The sequence below is a fragment of the Bradyrhizobium sp. SZCCHNR1002 genome (genome assembly GCF_032381435.1).
GTDB lineage: Bacteria > Pseudomonadota > Alphaproteobacteria > Rhizobiales > Xanthobacteraceae > Bradyrhizobium > Bradyrhizobium aeschynomenes.
The window spans coordinates 2,009,100-2,025,316 of sequence record NZ_JAUHIS010000001.1 but is presented as its reverse complement, the minus strand read 5'-3'; the positions used below and the strand labels follow the sequence as shown (position 1 = coordinate 2,025,316).

Annotated in this window: 17 protein-coding genes; 13 read left to right on the top strand and 4 right to left on the bottom strand. The window is 66.6% G+C overall.

Annotated features, from left to right (window positions below; translation table 11 throughout):
• Positions 1–21: 21 nt before the first annotated feature.
• Both fliP and QX108_RS09045 read right to left on the bottom strand, forming a co-directional pair.
• A complete protein-coding gene (fliP, locus tag QX108_RS09050; RefSeq protein ID WP_315779658.1) occupies positions 22–777 on the bottom strand; it encodes a flagellar type III secretion system pore protein FliP in 756 nt (251 codons plus the stop codon).
• A complete protein-coding gene (locus QX108_RS09045; RefSeq protein ID WP_315780545.1) occupies positions 774–1,835 on the bottom strand; it encodes a flagellar biosynthetic protein FliO in 1,062 nt (353 codons plus the stop codon). Before QX108_RS09045 ends, fliP begins: the two co-directional genes overlap by 4 nt.
• Positions 1,836–2,192: 357 nt before the next feature.
• Between QX108_RS09045 and flgB the strand changes: the two genes are divergently transcribed.
• The 10 genes from flgB (at position 2,193) to QX108_RS08995 (ending at position 11,405) form a co-directional block, all read left to right on the top strand.
• Entirely contained in the window at positions 2,193–2,600 is a 408-nt protein-coding gene (gene flgB, locus QX108_RS09040) for a flagellar basal body rod protein FlgB (protein WP_315721024.1), read from the top strand.
• A 29-nt stretch (positions 2,601–2,629) separates the two neighbouring features.
• The gene (gene flgC / locus QX108_RS09035) at positions 2,630–3,055 is read left to right on the top strand and encodes a flagellar basal body rod protein FlgC (protein ID WP_172114395.1); all 426 of its coding nucleotides are present in this window, start codon (positions 2,630–2,632) and stop codon (positions 3,053–3,055) included.
• A 16-nt stretch (positions 3,056–3,071) separates the two neighbouring features.
• A complete protein-coding gene (gene fliE, locus QX108_RS09030; protein ID WP_315721023.1) occupies positions 3,072–3,428 on the top strand; it encodes a flagellar hook-basal body complex protein FliE in 357 nt (118 codons plus the stop codon).
• A 140-nt stretch (positions 3,429–3,568) separates the two neighbouring features.
• Positions 3,569–3,832, top strand: coding sequence for a flagellar biosynthesis protein FliQ (fliQ, locus tag QX108_RS09025; RefSeq protein WP_008965881.1), 264 nt, complete (start codon positions 3,569–3,571; stop codon positions 3,830–3,832).
• A gap of 215 nt (positions 3,833–4,047) precedes the next feature.
• A complete protein-coding gene (gene fliR, locus QX108_RS09020; protein ID WP_315721022.1) occupies positions 4,048–4,815 on the top strand; it encodes a flagellar biosynthetic protein FliR in 768 nt (255 codons plus the stop codon).
• A 14-nt stretch (positions 4,816–4,829) separates the two neighbouring features.
• Positions 4,830–5,909 (top strand): flagellar biosynthesis protein FlhB, encoded by a 1,080-nt coding sequence (gene flhB, locus QX108_RS09015; RefSeq protein ID WP_315721021.1) that lies wholly within the window; start codon positions 4,830–4,832, stop codon positions 5,907–5,909.
• A gap of 155 nt (positions 5,910–6,064) precedes the next feature.
• The gene (cckA, locus tag QX108_RS09010; RefSeq protein ID WP_315779662.1) at positions 6,065–8,632 is read left to right on the top strand and encodes a cell cycle histidine kinase CckA; all 2,568 of its coding nucleotides are present in this window, start codon (positions 6,065–6,067) and stop codon (positions 8,630–8,632) included.
• A 155-nt stretch (positions 8,633–8,787) separates the two neighbouring features.
• Positions 8,788–9,756 carry a Tim44 domain-containing protein gene (locus QX108_RS09005; protein ID WP_315779664.1) on the top strand — a complete coding sequence of 323 codons (969 nt, stop codon included), beginning with the start codon at positions 8,788–8,790 and terminating at the stop codon, positions 9,754–9,756.
• A 209-nt stretch (positions 9,757–9,965) separates the two neighbouring features.
• Positions 9,966–10,643, top strand: coding sequence for a lectin (locus QX108_RS09000; RefSeq protein WP_315779666.1), 678 nt, complete (start codon positions 9,966–9,968; stop codon positions 10,641–10,643).
• Between the two features lie 57 nt (positions 10,644–10,700).
• Positions 10,701–11,405: a glutathione S-transferase gene (locus tag QX108_RS08995; RefSeq protein WP_315779668.1), complete on the top strand. Its 705-nt coding sequence runs from the start codon at positions 10,701–10,703 to the stop codon at positions 11,403–11,405.
• A gap of 83 nt (positions 11,406–11,488) precedes the next feature.
• On the opposite strand, the gene QX108_RS08990 is transcribed toward QX108_RS08995, so the two are convergent.
• Positions 11,489–11,701: a hypothetical protein gene (locus tag QX108_RS08990; RefSeq protein ID WP_315721016.1), complete on the bottom strand. Its 213-nt coding sequence runs from the start codon at positions 11,699–11,701 to the stop codon at positions 11,489–11,491.
• Positions 11,702–11,863: 162 nt separating this feature from the next.
• Entirely contained in the window at positions 11,864–12,277 is a 414-nt protein-coding gene (locus tag QX108_RS08985; protein ID WP_172134567.1) for a hypothetical protein, read from the bottom strand.
• Between the two features lie 223 nt (positions 12,278–12,500).
• Here QX108_RS08985 and QX108_RS08980 point away from each other — a divergent pair, with 223 nt between their 5' ends.
• The 3 genes from QX108_RS08980 to QX108_RS08970 all read left to right on the top strand — a co-directional run bounded on the left by QX108_RS08980 (position 12,501) and on the right by QX108_RS08970 (position 15,707).
• Positions 12,501–12,722, top strand: a complete 222-nt coding sequence (locus QX108_RS08980) for a hypothetical protein (RefSeq protein ID WP_315779670.1) — start codon at positions 12,501–12,503, stop codon at positions 12,720–12,722.
• Between the two features lie 202 nt (positions 12,723–12,924).
• The gene (locus tag QX108_RS08975; RefSeq protein WP_315779672.1) at positions 12,925–14,580 is read left to right on the top strand and encodes a fumarate hydratase; all 1,656 of its coding nucleotides are present in this window, start codon (positions 12,925–12,927) and stop codon (positions 14,578–14,580) included.
• Positions 14,581–15,026: 446 nt separating this feature from the next.
• Positions 15,027–15,707 (top strand): DUF429 domain-containing protein, encoded by a 681-nt coding sequence (locus tag QX108_RS08970; protein WP_315779674.1) that lies wholly within the window; start codon positions 15,027–15,029, stop codon positions 15,705–15,707.
• Positions 15,708–16,217 lie beyond the last annotated feature (510 nt).

Below are 16,217 nucleotides of genomic sequence, written 5' to 3'. Positions count from 1 at the left end.
GCGACGATCGTCGTTGCGCCGCTACCCGCCGTAGCTCTGCACCAGGCTGCCGGCGACCAGCGACCAACCGTCGACGAGGACGAAGAAGATCAGCTTGAACGGCAGCGACACCACCACCGGCGGCAGCATCATCATGCCCATCGACATCAGCACCGAGGCGACCACGAGGTCGATGATCAAGAACGGCAGGAACAGCAGGAAGCCGATCTCGAAGGCGCGCTTGAGCTCGGAGATCATGAAGGCCGGCACCAGGATGCGCAGCGACAGGTCGTCGGGCGTCGCCGGCGGCGCCTCGCCCGAGAGGTCCATGAACAGCTTGAGGTCCTTCTCACGTACGTTCTTCTGCATGAAGCCGCGCAACGGCACCGAGGCGCGCTGCAGGGCGTCCTCGACGCCGATCTGGTTCTCGACCAGCGGCCGGATGCCGTCGTCATAGGATTTCTGCAGCACCGGGCCCATGACGAACGCGGTCAGGAACATCGCGAGCGCGATGATGACGGAGTTGGGCGGCGCGGTCGCCGTGCCCATCGCCGTGCGCAGCAGCGACAGCACGACCACGATGCGCGTGAACGATGTCATCATGATCAGGATCGACGGCGCGATCGACAGCACCGTGAGCAGGGCGATCAGCTGGACCGCACGCTCGGTGACGCCGCCACCGCCGGCGCCGCCGAGATTGATGCTGATGTCCTGCGCAGCCGCGCTCCCCGCGAACGAGCCGGCGGCAATCAGGACAGCGATGAGGACAACTCTACGCGGGAAGCTGCGCGATCTCACTGAGAGGACTTCGGACGTCCGAGCAGCGAGGCCATCTCGTCCTCCAGATTCTCGAAGCTCGTCTTGGGCGCAGCAGGCGCCGCTGCCGGCTCGCTGCGCGCCGGGCGGAGCGCTGCGGGGCCGCCCGATGCCGCCGGCTGCTCGGAGGTCGGGCGCCGCAACGCCGCCTCCAGACGCTGCGCCATCTCGGCCAGATTGGCCTCGGCGCTCTGATCCACAGGTGGTGGCGGCGGCGCCGGCGGGGGCGGTGCAGGCACCTGGGCGACCGGTGGAAGCGGCGGCGCGGCCACGCGCTCGGCCTGCTCGGCGCGTTCTGCCCGTTCGACTCGCTCGGCGCGAACCGGCGGCAGCCGAGGGCCCTCGGGCGGGCGCTGTGCTTCGGCCTGGCGCTGCGGCTCGGCCGGCCGCAGCGGTCGCGGCATGACCTGCTCGCCGCGGCCGGCAGCCCGCTCGGGGCGCGGCTCCAGGCGGGTCTCGTCGCCCCCGCGCGGCTCTGCGCGCATCTCGGGGCGGGGGGCAGGCCGGCGCGGCGGCAGCGGCGGCTCGGGCGGGAAGGCCGGCGGCGGCTCGCGCCGCTCGGCCGCGGCCGGCGCGGTGCGGCGAACCTCGTCGATGAACGAGGGACGCTGCGGACGGAGCGGCAGTTCCGGAACCGGCACCTCCGCAAGCTCGGCGGCCTCGGGCTTCGGCTCGTTGTCGGTCCAGGACGGCGAGTCCTGCGCCGGCGCGATGCGCGCCGCCGGCTGTTCGGCAGCATTGAGGCCCGGCCGTTGCGGCAACTGCTCGCGTGCCGGCATCGCACGCACGATGTTGGATTCGACGACGATGTCGGTCGGCCCGCCGATCATCAGGAGATGCTCTATGTTATCACGGCGCACCAGCACGAGCCGGCGGCGGCCGTCGACGGCGGCGGCATCGATCACGGCGAGCCGGGGCATGCGGCCGCGATTCGGGTTCGTGCCGAGGCGGTTGCCGGCGAATCGACGAACCAGCCATGCGGCAAGGCCGATCAACGCCAGCACGGCTACGAAAGCAAAAAAGAACGTCAGCGCCTGCATCTCTGTCCCCGGCAAATACCGCGTCCTTTCGAAGTCTCTCCTGTGTCCAACGCAGTCGCGTCAGTGAACGAGGCCTTCAGAACCGGAACCAACCCGTTAACGCAAAACGGCAGGATCTGCCGCTTGGTATCTTAATAACCCATGAATCGGCCGGGCCAAAACGACTTCTTGGCGAGGTCCCCCGTCCCGAATTGATGCATCGATCAGCCGGCCGACCCGCATTTTCCTAAGAAAGTGTCAAAACCCCGGGATAGTCCCGGTGTTCGACATACCGTTTCTTAACCCTCCGTTAACCATATGCACGGCAATTTCTACCTACCCAAACCGTCCGGTAGCCGGACACAACCGAGCAGCGCGATGTCCATCAACGATCTCCCCGTCTTGTCGGCGTTGCGGACGAAGATGCAATGGCATCAGGAGCGCCAGCGCGTGCTGTCCGAAAACGTGTCCAACTCGGACACGCCGAACTTCAAGCCCAAGGATCTGGTTGAGCCGAAGTTCAATTCAACCGGCCAGCCGGTGGGCGGCTTCGCCGCATTGACGCTGACGCGCACCAGCACGGCGCACATTGCGCCGTCGTCGGGCGACAATGCGAGCTTCGACCAGAATCGGAAGGTGGGATTTCTGACGCGGCCGGCCGGCAATGCCGTCAGCCTCGAGGAGGAGATGCTCAAGGTCTCCGCCAACCAGATGGATTATGCAGCCGCGACCTCGCTCTACGGCAAGAGCCTGCGTTTGTTGAAGACGGCGATCGGCAAGGCCTGAGCCGGAGCTAAGGACGGAGACCGACAAGCATGGCAAACGACTCCAGCGATTTCCTGCGCTCGATGAGCATCGCGACGTCAGGCCTGCGTGCGCAGGCCGGGCGCATGCGCGTCATTTCCGAGAACATCGCCAATGCCGACTCGACCGCGGCGAAAGCGGGCGGCGATCCGTATCGCCGCAAGGTCCCGACCTTCAGCTCGGCGCTCGACCGCGCGCTGGACGCCAAGGTGGTGACGCTCGGCAAGGTGGTGCCCGATCAATCTTCGTTCCGCGTCAAATACGACCCCAGTAACCCGGCCGCGGACGCGTCCGGCAATGTCAAGTACCCCAATGTCAATCCGCTCATCGAAATGACCGACATGCGTGATGCTCAGCGGTCCTACGAGGCGAACTTGAACATCATCGGCGCCACGCGCCGCATGATCCAACGCACACTCGACATTCTGAAGACCTAGGACAGGAACGAAAGTCATGGCCTCCCCAATCTCCGCAGCAAATGCCTATGCGAACTCCGCCCGCGTGCTCGACACCAGCGGTTCGGGCAATGCCTTCGGCGGTCTTGCGCGCGTGCGTGACGTGCTCGGCAGTGGCGCCGGCGCCGACAAGGGTGGCCCGTCGTTCAGCGCGGTGCTGAAGGATGCGCTCGGCAGCGTCGTGGAGGCTGGGCGCAAGTCCGACAGCCAGACGGTCGCGATGGCCTCGGGCAAGGCAAATGTGATGGACGTCGTCACCGCGGTCGCCGAGACCGACGTCGCGGTGTCGACGCTGGTCTCGGTGCGCGACCGCGTGATCCAGGCCTATGAGGACGTCATGAAGATGACGATCTGAGCCCGCTTGCGGGCGCTTGAACGACGTGATGCGCACAGGGCGTGTCACGTCGCATGATCTGCGGGGCCGGATGTGCCGGAGCCGTGCGCAATGCAAGGTCGCCCGATCAGGCGCCGACCGACGACGAGGGGCGACAGGACATGACCGGAGCTGAAACGCTCGACGTGGCGCGCGATGCGATCTGGACGATCGTGCTGGTGTCGTCGCCGCTGATGGTGGTCGGCCTCGTGGTCGGCGTGGTGGTCTCGCTGTTTCAGGCGCTGACGCAGATCCAGGAGCAGACGCTGGTGTTCGTGCCGAAGATCATCGCGATCTTCGTGACGCTGCTGCTCGCGCTGCCGTTCATGGCCGATGCGCTGCATTCGCACATGATGCGGATCTCGTCGCGAATCATCGGCGGATGAGGCAATGTCCGGCGCAGCAGAGCTGTCCTGCTTGGAGGCGTTGCGACCGGTCGTGAAGGGCAGTCCGGGGGGCACTGCCGTTCTCGATCGGGCGCAAGCGGCCTTCCGGCTCGGCGCTCTGCAGGCCGGTTGCCAGGCTGTGTCCTGTCCGGTCTTTTCTTCGCAGACCGGCGTGCCGCAGCAGCTTGCGGTTGCCGGCGCCGGGACCGCGGACGATGCGCATCGACATCTCGTTTCTTCCGACCCTGGCGGCGGTGTTCATGCTGGCCTTCGCGCGCATCGGCGCGATGGTGATGCTGCTGCCGGGCCTCGGCGAGGTCAACATTCCCGTTCGCATCAAGCTCGCGACCGCGCTGCTGCTTACGATGGTCGTGCTGCCGCTGCACCGTCAGGCCTATCAGATCGACCTGCAGGCGATGGCGCCGCTGCTGGTGATGATGGTGCACGAGATCGTGATCGGCATCGTGCTCGGTGCGACCGCGCGGGTGACGCTGTCGGCGCTGCAGGTCGCGGGCTCGGTGATCGCGCAGCAGATGGGGCTCGGCTTCGTCACCGCGGTCGATCCGACGCAGGGCCAGCAGGGCGTCCTGATCGGCAACTTCCTGACCATGCTCGGCGTGACCCTGCTGTTCTCGACCGACAGCCATCATCTGGTCATCGCAGCGCTGAGCGACAGCTACAAGATCTTCGCGCCCGGCGAACTGATCCCGAGCGGCGACGTCGCCTCGCTGGCCACCAAGGCGTTTGCCGCGGCCTTCAAGATCGGGCTGCAATTGTCGGCGCCGTTCCTGGTGTTCGGCCTGGTCTTCAACATCGGGCTTGGCGTGCTGGCGCGGCTGATGCCGCAGATGCAGGTGTATTTCGTCGGTGCGCCGCTCTCGATCCTGATCGGATTCATGATCTTCGCGCTGGTTCTCGCCGCGATGATGGGATCGTTCATCGGCTATTTCGAAGGCGTCATGCGCGAGCTGATGCCGCGGTGAGGGGAGCCTGACCGATGGCCGATGAAGCCGATTCCGAAGACAAAACAGAAGACCCGACGCAAAAACGCCTCGACCAGGCGCTCGAGCGCGGCGACGTCGTCAAGAGCCAGGAGCTCAACACCTGGTTCGTGATCGCCGCCGCGACGTTGGTGATGACGACCTTCTCCGGCTCGATCGGTGTCGCCGTGCTGGTGCCGATGCGCAACCTGATCGCCAATTCCTGGATGATCCACACCGACGGCGCGGGCCTGATGGCGCTGGCGCGCAGCCTGTCGTTCACCGTGATCGCCGCCATCGGCGTGCCGATCCTGATGGTGATGCTGGCGGCGATCGCCGGCAACATGATGCAGCATCGCCTGGTCTGGTCGGGCGAGCCGATGAAGCCGAGCCTGAGCAAGATCTCGCCGCTGGCCGGGGCCAAGCGGTTGTTCGGCAAGCAGGCCGCGGCCAACTTCGCCAAGGGCATCTTCAAGCTGGTGCTGCTCGGCACCGTCATGGTGATGATCCTGTGGCCGGAGCGGCTGCGCCTGGAATCGCTGCTGCACATGGATGTCAGCGAGCTGCTCGGCGTCACGATCTCGCTGACCACGCATCTGATGGGCTCGGTGGTGGCGCTGCTCGCCCTCGTCGCCATCGGCGACTACCTGTTCCAGTACCGGCAGTGGTACGAGCGGCAGAAGATGTCGCTGCAGGAGATGAAGGAGGAGTTCAAGCAGTCCGAAGGCGACCCGCACGTCAAGGGCCGCATCCGGCAGATCCGCCAGCAGCGCATGAAGAAGCGCATGATGGCTGCGGTTCCCAAGGCCTCCGTGATCATCACCAACCCGACCCACTACTCGGTCGCGCTGTCCTATGAGCGCGGCATGTCCGCGCCGGTCTGCGTCGCCAAGGGCGTCGACAACATCGCCTTCAAGATCCGGGAAGTCGCCAAGGCGCACGACATCCCGATCGTCGAGAACGTGCCGCTGGCCCGCGCGCTCTACGCCACGGTCGAGATCGACGAGGAAATCCCGGTGGAACATTATCACGCGGTCGCGGAGATCATCGGCTACGTGATGGGGCTGCGGCGCAACCTGTCGGGGCGCCCGCGATGACAACCGATTCGCTCCAGGATCGGGCCGCAAAATACGGATAAATCATGGAATATCGGCTTGACGGGCTTGCGCTTGACCCGTCGATTCAGGCAGGTGGAAGCGGGGGCCGCACGAATGGGCTGAGGCTCCCAGCCGACAGGTCGCGTCCCTTTGCCATGAGCGCCGAACCCGACAACGAAGCGTCACCTGACCAGGTGAACCTGCCGGAGCGGCCGCGCCGCAGCGGCAGCATTCTGCTGATTCTGCTGGTGGCGTTCGGCCTCGTCGCAGTCGCGATCGCGTTGATGACGATCGGCCGCGCCCAGGCGCAGCCTTATATTCTCGGCCTGTTGTCGCTGCTCGCCACCGTCGGCCTGTTCAACCTGTTCGCCTTTGCCGCCGGCATCGTCCGCTTCGCCGACAAGGCGACCGACGATCCCGTCATGGGCGCGATCGCCGACCACGCCTTCGATGGCCTGGCGGTGACCGATCCGCGCGGCCACGTCGTCTACGCCAACGCCGCCTATCTCAGCATGACCGGTGCGGCGGGTCCGCAGGAGGCGCGGCCCGTCGAGCGCGTCTTCATCGGCAATCCCGATGTCTCCGAGGCGGTGTTCCGCCTGCTCAAGGCGGCACGCGAGGGCAAGCGGCAGCAGGAGGAGGTGCGCATCACCGCGGCCGAGGGCGGCCAGGGCCGTTGGCTGCGCATGCGGGTGCGCCCGCTCGGCCAGACCAAGCGCCACGCCCGCTACGCCGTGTGGTCGATCGCCGACATCACCAGGGACCGCGAGCGCCAGGAGGACGTGTTCCAGGAGCTGCAGCACGCGATCGAATATCTCGACCACGCGCCGTGCGGCTTCTTCTCGGTCAATCCCGAAGGCAGCCTGGTCTACGTCAATGCGACGCTCGCCAACTGGCTCGACTATGATCTCGCCGAGATCGGCTCGGGCGGGCTGAAGCTTGCCGACGTCGTCTCCGGCGACGGCGCCTCGCTGCTCACCTCGATCGTCGCGGTGCCCGGCGAGGTCCGCACCGAGGTGTTCGACATCGACCTGAAGATGCGCGGCGGCAAGACCATGCCGGCGCGGCTCTATCACAAGCTCGCCTTCGGCGCCGACGGCAAGCCGGGCGCCTCGCGCACCCTGGTCATCAGCCGCGCCCGCGACGAGCGCTCCGATCCGGACCGCGCGGCCGAGGTGCGCTTCATGCGCTTCTTCGACCACACGCCGATGGCGATCGCGACCGTCGATCGCGGCGGCGCGGTGGTGCGCGCCAATGCGCGCTTCGCCAAGCTGGCGCAGAGCGTCAGCGGCGATGCGGCGGCTGCCAAATCGATCTTCCGTGCCGTCAGCCAGCGCGACCGGCATCTGCTGATCGCCGCGATCAACCAGGCGGGCGAAGGGCAGGCGGACATTCCGCCGGTCGAGGTGATGCTGGACGGCGCCAAGGAGCGCTTCGGCCAGTTCTTCGTCACGGCGGTCGACGAGGACGAGCGCGAGACCGAGGCTGCGATCGTCTACATGCTCGAGACCACCGAGCGGCGCGCGCTGGAGAACCAGATCAACCAGTCGCAGAAGATGGAGATGGTCGGCCAGCTCGCCGGCGGCATCGCCCACGACTTTAACAACGTGCTGTCGGCCATCATGATGGCCAACGATTTCCTGCTGAACGCGCACAAGCCGACCGATCCGTCGTTCCAGGACATCATGCAGATCAAGCAGAACGCGACGCGCGCCGCGACGCTGGTGCGGCAGCTGCTCGCGTTCTCGCGCCGTCAGACCCTGCGGCCGCAGGTGCTCGATCTCGGCGACGCGCTGTCGGACCTGACGATGCTGCTGCGCCGGCTGATCGGCGAGAAGGTCAAGCTCGATCTCGCCCATGGCCGCGACCTCTGGCCGGTCAAGGTCGACGTCTCGCAGTTCGAGCAGGTGGTGGTGAACCTCGCCGTCAATGCCCGCGACGCCATGCCCGACGGCGGCAAGCTCTCGGTGCGCACCGCCAACGTCTCGGCCGACGAGGTCGCGCAGGCGGCCTACAAGGGCATGCCCGTCGCCGACTATGTGCGCATCGAGATCAGCGACACCGGCACCGGCATTCCGCCCGAGATTCGCGAGAAGATCTTCGAGCCGTTCTTCTCGACCAAGGAGGTCGGCAAGGGCACCGGCCTCGGCCTGTCCACGGTCTACGGCATCATCAAGCAGACCGGTGGGTTCATCTATGTCGACAGCGAGGTCGGCAAGGGGACTTCGTTCCAGATTTTCCTGCCGCGCCATGTCGTCGTGCCGGAGACCCAGGCCGAGCCGCAGGCGGTCAACGGCGCAGCCAGGGATTCGGCCGCCGTCGAGCCGCCGAAGCCGCGCGCCGATCTGACCGGGCAGGGCACGATCCTGCTGGTGGAGGACGAGGAGGGCCTGCGGGCGCTGAATGCGCGCGGCCTGCGCTCGCGCGGCTACAGCGTCATCGAGGCCTCCAACGGCATCGAGGCGCTGGAGGCGCTGGAGGAATGCAATGGCGAGCTCGATCTCGTGGTCTCCGACGTCGTGATGCCGGAGATGGACGGGCCGACGCTGTTGAAGGTGATGCGAGAGAAGAATCCGGAGATCAAGATCATCTTCGTCTCGGGCTATGCCGAGGACGCGTTCGAGAAGAGCCTGCCGGAGAATCAGCAGTTCGCGTTCCTGCCGAAGCCCTTCACGCTCAGCCAGCTTGTCGCGGCGGTGAAGGAAACCATGGCGCCGCAATAGGTTACCAGGGTACCCTGGCACGGCGGCCGAGCGCGTTCATCCCGCGACCCAGCGCCGCAGCCGCGCGGCCTCGTGCCGCCTTCCTTTTTCGCCCGATGTGCCCATCTTAGGGGCATCCCCATTCCGGGGAGTTATGGGAAACGAAGATGAGCTTCATGCAGCGCAAAAGCGGCCTCCTCAAGGCGATGGCCGTGGCCCTTTCATTGGCGCTGCCGACGGTGCTCGCCGTCTCGGCGGCCGACGCCCGGATCGGCGGCGGCTCCAGCTCGGGCTCCCGCGGCACGCGGACCTTCTCCGCGCCGCCTCCGACATCGACCGCGCCGGGGTCGGCGTCGCAGTTCAATCGCACCATGACCCAGCCGGGCCAGCCCGGCATGAACACGGCTGCGCCCGCGCGCGGCGGCCTGTTCGGCGGACGCGCTGGCGGCCTGCTCGGCGGCCTCGCCGCGGGTTTCCTCGGCGCCGGCCTGTTCGGCATGCTGTTCGGCGGCGGTCTGTTCTCCGGCCTCGGCGGCTTCGCCTCGATCATCGGCCTGATCCTCCAGGTCCTGCTGGTGGTGCTGGTGGTGCGGTTCGCGATGGCCTGGTGGCAGCGCCGCAACCAGCCGGCCTATGCCGCCGGTCCCACGCCGTCGCCGACCGACGGGCAGCCGAGCTTCCGTTCGGGCCTGAGCGGTCTGGGTGGTGGTTTCGGCGGCTTCGGCGGCGGCAGCCAGCCGCCGCTGCAGATCCAGCCGGTCGACTATGAGGCGTTCGAGCGGCTGCTCGGCGACATCCAGTCGGCGTGGTCGAGCGAGGACGTGGGCCGCCTGCGTCTGCTGTCGACGCCCGAGATGGCCTCGTATTTCGAGCGCGATCTCGAGCAGAACCAGGCTCGCGGCGTCGTCAACAAGGTCACCGGCGTCAAGCTGCTGCAGGGCGACCTGGCCGAATCCTGGCGCGAGAACGGCGCCGACTACGCCACGGTGGCGATGCGGTTCACCTTGGCCGACAAGACCATCGAGCGCGCCTCGGGCCGCGTGGTCGACGGCTCCGACCAGCCGCAGGAGGTCACGGAGATCTGGACCTTCCTGCGTCACCCCGGCGCCGACTGGCAGCTGTCGGCGATCCAGCAGGTCGGCTGAGCCGATTGATAGGAACGAACTTCAGGCGCCGCGGAGCCATCCGCGGCGTCTTTGTTTTGCGCCGGCGGGTGCGGAATAATCCGGCCCTCAACGGGTTCCATGCTCACGAACGACATCGCGTCCAAGCGATGCGCCAATATCGTCCAAGAACTCGTCGAAGAACTCGTCGAAGAACTCGTCCAAGAACGTCGTCCAAGAGGGAGGACACCATGACACCGCTCCGCAGCATCCTGATCGCGAGCGCGCTGCTCGCCGCGGCACCCGGCCTGATCGCGACCGCGACGGCCCAGAGCGCCGACATGAGCTTCTTCCTGACCAGCAACGGCCCCGGCAATGGCGGCAATCTCGGCGGCCTCGCCGGCGCCGACAAGCACTGCCAGTCGCTCGCCCAGGCAGCGGGCGCCGGCGCCAAGACCTGGCGCGCCTATCTGTCGACGCAGGCTGCCGATGGCCAGCCCGCGGTGAACGCGCGCGACCGCATCGGCAAGGGTCCGTGGCAGAACGCCAAGGGCGTCGTCGTCGCCAAGGACGTCGCCGACCTGCACGGCGCATCCAACAACCTCACCAAGCAGACCGCACTGAGCGAAAAGGGCGAGGTCATCAACGGCCGCGGCGACACGCCGAATCGCCACGACGTGCTGACCGGCTCGCAGGCCGACGGAACCGCATTCGCCGCCGGCGAGGACCGCACCTGCCGCAACTGGACGAGCTCCACGCAAGGCGCTGCGATGGTCGGCCATTCGGATCGCATCGGGCTTCGCGACGACGAGCCGTCGAAGTCGTGGAACACCTCGCATCCCTCGCGCGGTCCCGACGGCGGCTGCTCCCAGGCCGATCTGAAGAGCACCGGCGGCGACGGGCTGCTATACTGCTTCGCGGCGAACTAACAACCCGCGTCCGTCTCCGCCGCATCGCGTATGGGCGCATCACATCGAGGATGGCCCATGCGTTACGAGCTGTATTACTGGCCGATGATCCAGGGCCGCGGCGAATATGTGCGGCTGGCGCTGGAGGAGGCGGGTGCCAGCTATCGCGACGTCGCGCGCGAGGAGGGGATCGGCGCGATGACCGCGGTGCTGGAGGCGGCGAGCGACACGCCGCCCTTCGCGCCGCCGTTCCTCAAAGCCGGCCGCCGCATCATCGGCCAGACCGCCAATATCCTGCTCTTCCTCGGCAGCCGCCACGGGCTCGCGCCGAAGGCCGAGGCAGGCCAGTCGTGGGTGCATCAGCTGCAGCTCACGGTCACCGACTTCGTCGTCGAGATCCACGACACCCATCATCCGCTCGGGCCGACGCTGTATTACGAGGACCAGCGCGCGGCCGCGAAGAAGCGCACCGCCGAGTTCTGGGGCGAGCGGGTGCCGAAATTCCTCGGCTATTTCGAGCAGATCCTGGCCAAGAGCGGCGGCGCCTATGTCACCGGGCGGCGGCTCACTTACGTCGACCTGTCGCTGTTCCAGATCGTCGCCGGCCTGCGCTATGCCTTTCCCCGCCGGATGGCCGCCTTCGAGCGCAACATCCCTGGCCTCGTCGCGCTGCACGACCGTGTCGCCATCAGGCCGAACGTCGCCGCCTACCTCGCCAGCGACCGCCGCATCCCCTTCAACGAGGACGGCATCTTCCGCCACTACAAGGCGCTGGATGCCTGATGCGGCGGCTCAACGCACACGTATGACGGCAGACGCCCAAAGGCGCCGCCGCCATACGAAGTTGGCCTGAGGGTGTGGGGTCGTCAGGCGATGATGTCGACGCGCGTGCCCTGGCCGGGCGGCAGCGGCGGACGCGAAGCCTTGTTCTCGGCAGCGTTTTCGTCCCCGGTCTTCTCCGGCTTGAACGACTGCGTCTGTTGGCTCTGAGTCTGCTGCGTCTGCGGCGTGTTCGTCTCGATCGAGACCGGCGGCGGTGAAGGCGGCGGTGATGATGTCGAAACGCTCGAAACGGACATGGTCCGGCTCCTCGCTTGGTGTTCGGCCAAGCGTGGCCATGTCCAGCGAACGTTTCGTCAACCGGATCGGTCGAATTGTCTGCAACTGTGAGTGGCGGCCCGGAATAGTGAACGGGTCGCTGATTCCCTTGCAGAAACCGGCGGCACCCTGGTCACGCCAGGCTATTGATCCTTGCTGCGGCTGATCGTGATCGACGATTCGGTCTTGGTTCGGGCGCAGCGCATGTCGAGCCGGCGGTAGCGGCTGGGAACGTCGTCGCCGCGGAAGATGCCGAGCCGGCGGTAGCAGCGGTTGACGCCGCGCACCATGTCGTCCTTCGGCAGGGTGAACACGATCGCCGCTGCGCTCGCCATCAGCTCGACGAAGGCCGGCGGCGGCTTGCGGTCGGTTTTCCCGAACAGCTGGTTCGAGAAGTTCTTCGACGAGCAGCCGAGCGTGATCTCGCGCGCCTTGGGATGAGCGAGATACACGGTGCCCGCCGCGGTCTGGCCGATCTTGAGACCGTCGATGCCGTTCTTGAGTTCCTTGGCGACGTCGTCGCACCGATCGGCCCGCGCCGCCTGCGGCGCGAGCATCGCGCCGAGCGCAATGATGATGGCAAATCCAGCCGAGCGGCCAAACGAATAGAGAAATGACTGCATTCCAATTACCCCCAATTCCATTGAAGCGTGCACGCGCGGGTCATGCAAGCGCCGATGGACCGGGCAGGGCAGCAGGCCGCCGGGTGTGGCAAACCGGAGTCCGTCGGTCCCTCGCGCGGTTCTTTTCGTCGCCCACCAGCGCTATTACGTTCAACCCATGACCAGATTGCTCGAGCAGGCTTTGCAAGAGGTCCAGCGCTTGTCGGCCGACGATCAGAACGCTGCGGCCGGCGCTCTCCTCGATTACGTCAAGCACATGCGGGATGTTGGACTGACAGACGACCAGCTGGAGGAAGTTCTCCGGAGGAAGCTCGATCCAGACCGGAAGATTGTCTCGCAGACAGAAGCACGAGATTGCATCAGCAAGCTCGGGTGCTGAACGCCTCCGGCGTCTGACGGGTTCACGACCGGTTCCGTCCGCCCATACTGCCCCGCCAACCTCCCGCCATTCAGACCAAAGGTGGCATGGTCCCGCCCTGGAACGGCCATGCCGAACCATATGTTGCGCCCCAACACCAGGGTGATATCAGACCTGTCAAGACCGCTTTGGGCGGCCCATTTTAGAACCCCACGAGCTCGCCATGAACGCGCCCACCGCCTTCCCCGACCAGTCCAAGCCCGTTCCGCCCTACAAGCACACGCCGCTGTTTCCGCTCGGGCCGGACACCACGCCTTACAAGAAGATCAGCACCGAGGGCGTGCGGGTCGAGAAGGTGCTCGGACGCGACATGCTGGTCGTGTCGCGCGCGGCGCTGCGGACGCTGTCGGAGGCCGCGTTCGGCGAGATCAACCACTTCCTGCGCCCCGGCCATCTGAAGCAGCTGCGCAGCATCCTGGACGACGCGGAGGCCAGCCCGAACGACAAGTTCGTCGCGCTCGACTTCCTGAAGAACGCCAACATCTCCGCCGGCGGCGTGCTGCCGATGTGCCAGGATACCGGCACCGCGATCATCATGGGCAAGAAGGGCTGCAACGTCATCACCGACGGTGACGACGAGGCGGCGCTCAGCGAAGGCGCGCGCGATGCCTATCTGCGCCGTAACCTGCGCTACTCGCAGGTCGCGCCGCTCTCGATGTACGAGGAGAAGAACACCGCCAACAACATGCCGGCGCAGACCGAGATCTACGCCGAGGGCGAGGACGCCTACAAGTTCATGTTCATGGCCAAGGGCGGCGGCTCGGCCAACAAGAGCTTCCTGTTCCAGGCGACGCCCTCGGTGCTGACCAAGGACCGGCTGCTGGCGTTCCTCAAGGAGAAGATCCTGACGCTCGGCACCGCCGCGTGCCCGCCTTATCACCTCGCCATCGTCATCGGCGGCACCTCGGCCGAGCTGTGCATGAAGACCGTGAAGCTTGCCTCCGCGCGCTATCTCGATGCGCTGCCGACCCAGGGCTCCGCCGACGGCAACGCCTTCCGCGACGTCGAGATGGAGCAGGAAATCCACAAGATGACGCAGTCGCTCGGCGTCGGCGCGCAGTTCGGCGGCAAGTATTTCTGCCACGATGTCCGCGTCATCCGCATGCCGCGCCATGGCGCTTCGCTCCCGATCGGGCTGGGCGTATCCTGCTCGGCCGACCGCCAGGTGCTCGGCAAGATCACCAAGGACGGCGTCTATCTCGAGGAGCTCGAGCATCACCCGGCGCAATATCTGCCGGAGGTCGAGCAGGCGCTCGGCGGCGAGGTCGTCAAGATCGACTTGAACCAGCCAATGAAGGACATCCTCGCCACCCTGTCGAAGAACCCGATCAAGACCCGGCTGTCGCTGACCGGCACCATGATCGTCGCCCGCGACGCCGCGCATGCCAAGCTGCGCGAGCGCCTCGACCGCGGCGAGCCGCTGCCGGACTACTTCAAGAACCACCCGGTCTACTACGCCGGTCCGGCCAAGACCCCGGACGGCTACGCCTCCGGCGCGTTCGGCCCGACCACGGCGGGCCGCATGGATTCCTTCGTCGATCAGTTCCAGGCGGCCGGCGGCTCGATGGTCATGGTCGCCAAGGGCAACCGCGCGCCGGCCGTGCGCGAGGCCTGCAAGACCCACGGCGGCTTCTATCTCGGCTCGATCGGCGGCGCCGCCGCGAACCTCGCCGAGCACTGCATCAAGAAGGTCGAGGTCGTCGAATATCCCGAGCTCGGCATGGAAGCCATCTGGCGCATCGAGGTCGTCGACTTCCCGGCCTTCATCATCATCGACGACAAGGGCAACGACTTCTTCAAGGAGCTGAACCTCGGCTGAGGGGAGGCGAGGGTGCTTTTCGTTGCAACGGCCGGGAGTCATCCCGGCCGTTAGCTTGTGTAGGGGCAGGGTGGGGCGTCGAGGACCGTTCTCCGAGCTCCAACTGTGCATACGAGCCTTTGAAGTTGCTCCGCGAACGGTGCGCCCCCCTCCCCCTTGCGGGGAGGGGTCGGGAGTGGGGGTCCACGAGTCCCGCTCTGTCGATGAGTAACAGACCGCTGCGTGCGCAGCGCACTGGCTCTCTCGATGATCCGGTGAGTGTGCGCGAATGAGCCCACCCTGGAGTTCATCGCCCGGAGACCCCCACCCCCAACCCCTCCCCGCAAGGGGGAGGGGAGCTCACCGTCGGTGTGGTGACCATCTCGGCTTCGATTTCGAATGGGCTGTGTTCACTGCCCCCCGACAGTTAGGCAAGGCGGGTCAGACGCATTTGGTAGGTGAGCGCAATGCATCCCCAACGCTTCCTCGGCCTCGATGGCTTCTCGTGCGGATGGGTCGCCGTGTCGATCGAAGGCGACGACCGTGACATCGCCTTCCTCGCCGATGTCACCACCGCACTCGTATCTCCCTTCACTCGCGCCTTCATCGACATCCCCATCGGTATGACCGACGACGGCACCCGCGCCTGCGACCTGCTCGCGCGTGACAAGCTCGCGCCGCATCGCTCCCGCGTGTTCACCGGTGCGCGGCGTTGGCTTTGGGAGACCTACACCGATCCCGACGAGGCAAACACCGAAGCCACCCGCCGCGGCCAGCCCCGTGCCTCGCGCCAGCTCTGGCATCTCGGCCGCAAGATCATGGAGGTCGATGCCTTCGTCCGCGCGCATCGCGAGCGCGACATTCGCGAGGCCCATCCGGAGCTGGTGTTCCTGCGCCTCAACGGCGCGCCGCTGCCGTCGAAGAAGACGGCGCAGGGGATCAGGCTGCGGCGCGACCTGTTAGTTGCCGCGGGCTTTGCGGGCATCGATGACTGGCTGACCCGCGCCCGCATCGGCACTGGCGCCAAGTCCGACGATGTGCTCGACGCCTGCGCCGTCGCGCTGGCCGCCCGCGACTGCGCCGGCTGCGTGCCCGACGGCGATCCGCCACGCGATGCGCATGGCCTGGCGATGCAGATCTGGTTCTGAGAGTGCGTGAGCACTCCTGCGGCCACGAACTCCGCCGTCATTCCGGGGCGAACGTCAAGCCCGGAATCCATCGGGCTGGGCGTGCTGCCGCCCGATGGATTCCGGGCTCGTGCTTCGCACGCCCCGGAATGACGGAGGAGAGAGTGTCGCCTCTCGCGAGATCCAGCGGTCAGGCGAGAATGCGTGTTCCGAAAAATAAAAATTCATTGCCATTTTCCGGAAATCATGATAATCTCCCCGCATCCCGTCCCACTGCGAAGGGGCGTAGCGCGCGATCGTCACGACACGCGGGGCGGGGAGCGATGGCCGCGATGGAGCCGCAGCGTGTCCTCAGCGGATGCGCGGACGAACGGCTCGGCGCGGACGTGAAGTCGCAGCGGCCTGACACCCCGAAGCTGGTGTCAACAGCGCAATGCGCAAGCATTGTCGCGGCATGGTGGCCAACACGCCGGCGCACCAGGGCGACTGCGTATAAACGTGAGACCGTCGCGCAGGGAAGGCCGGGTGTTC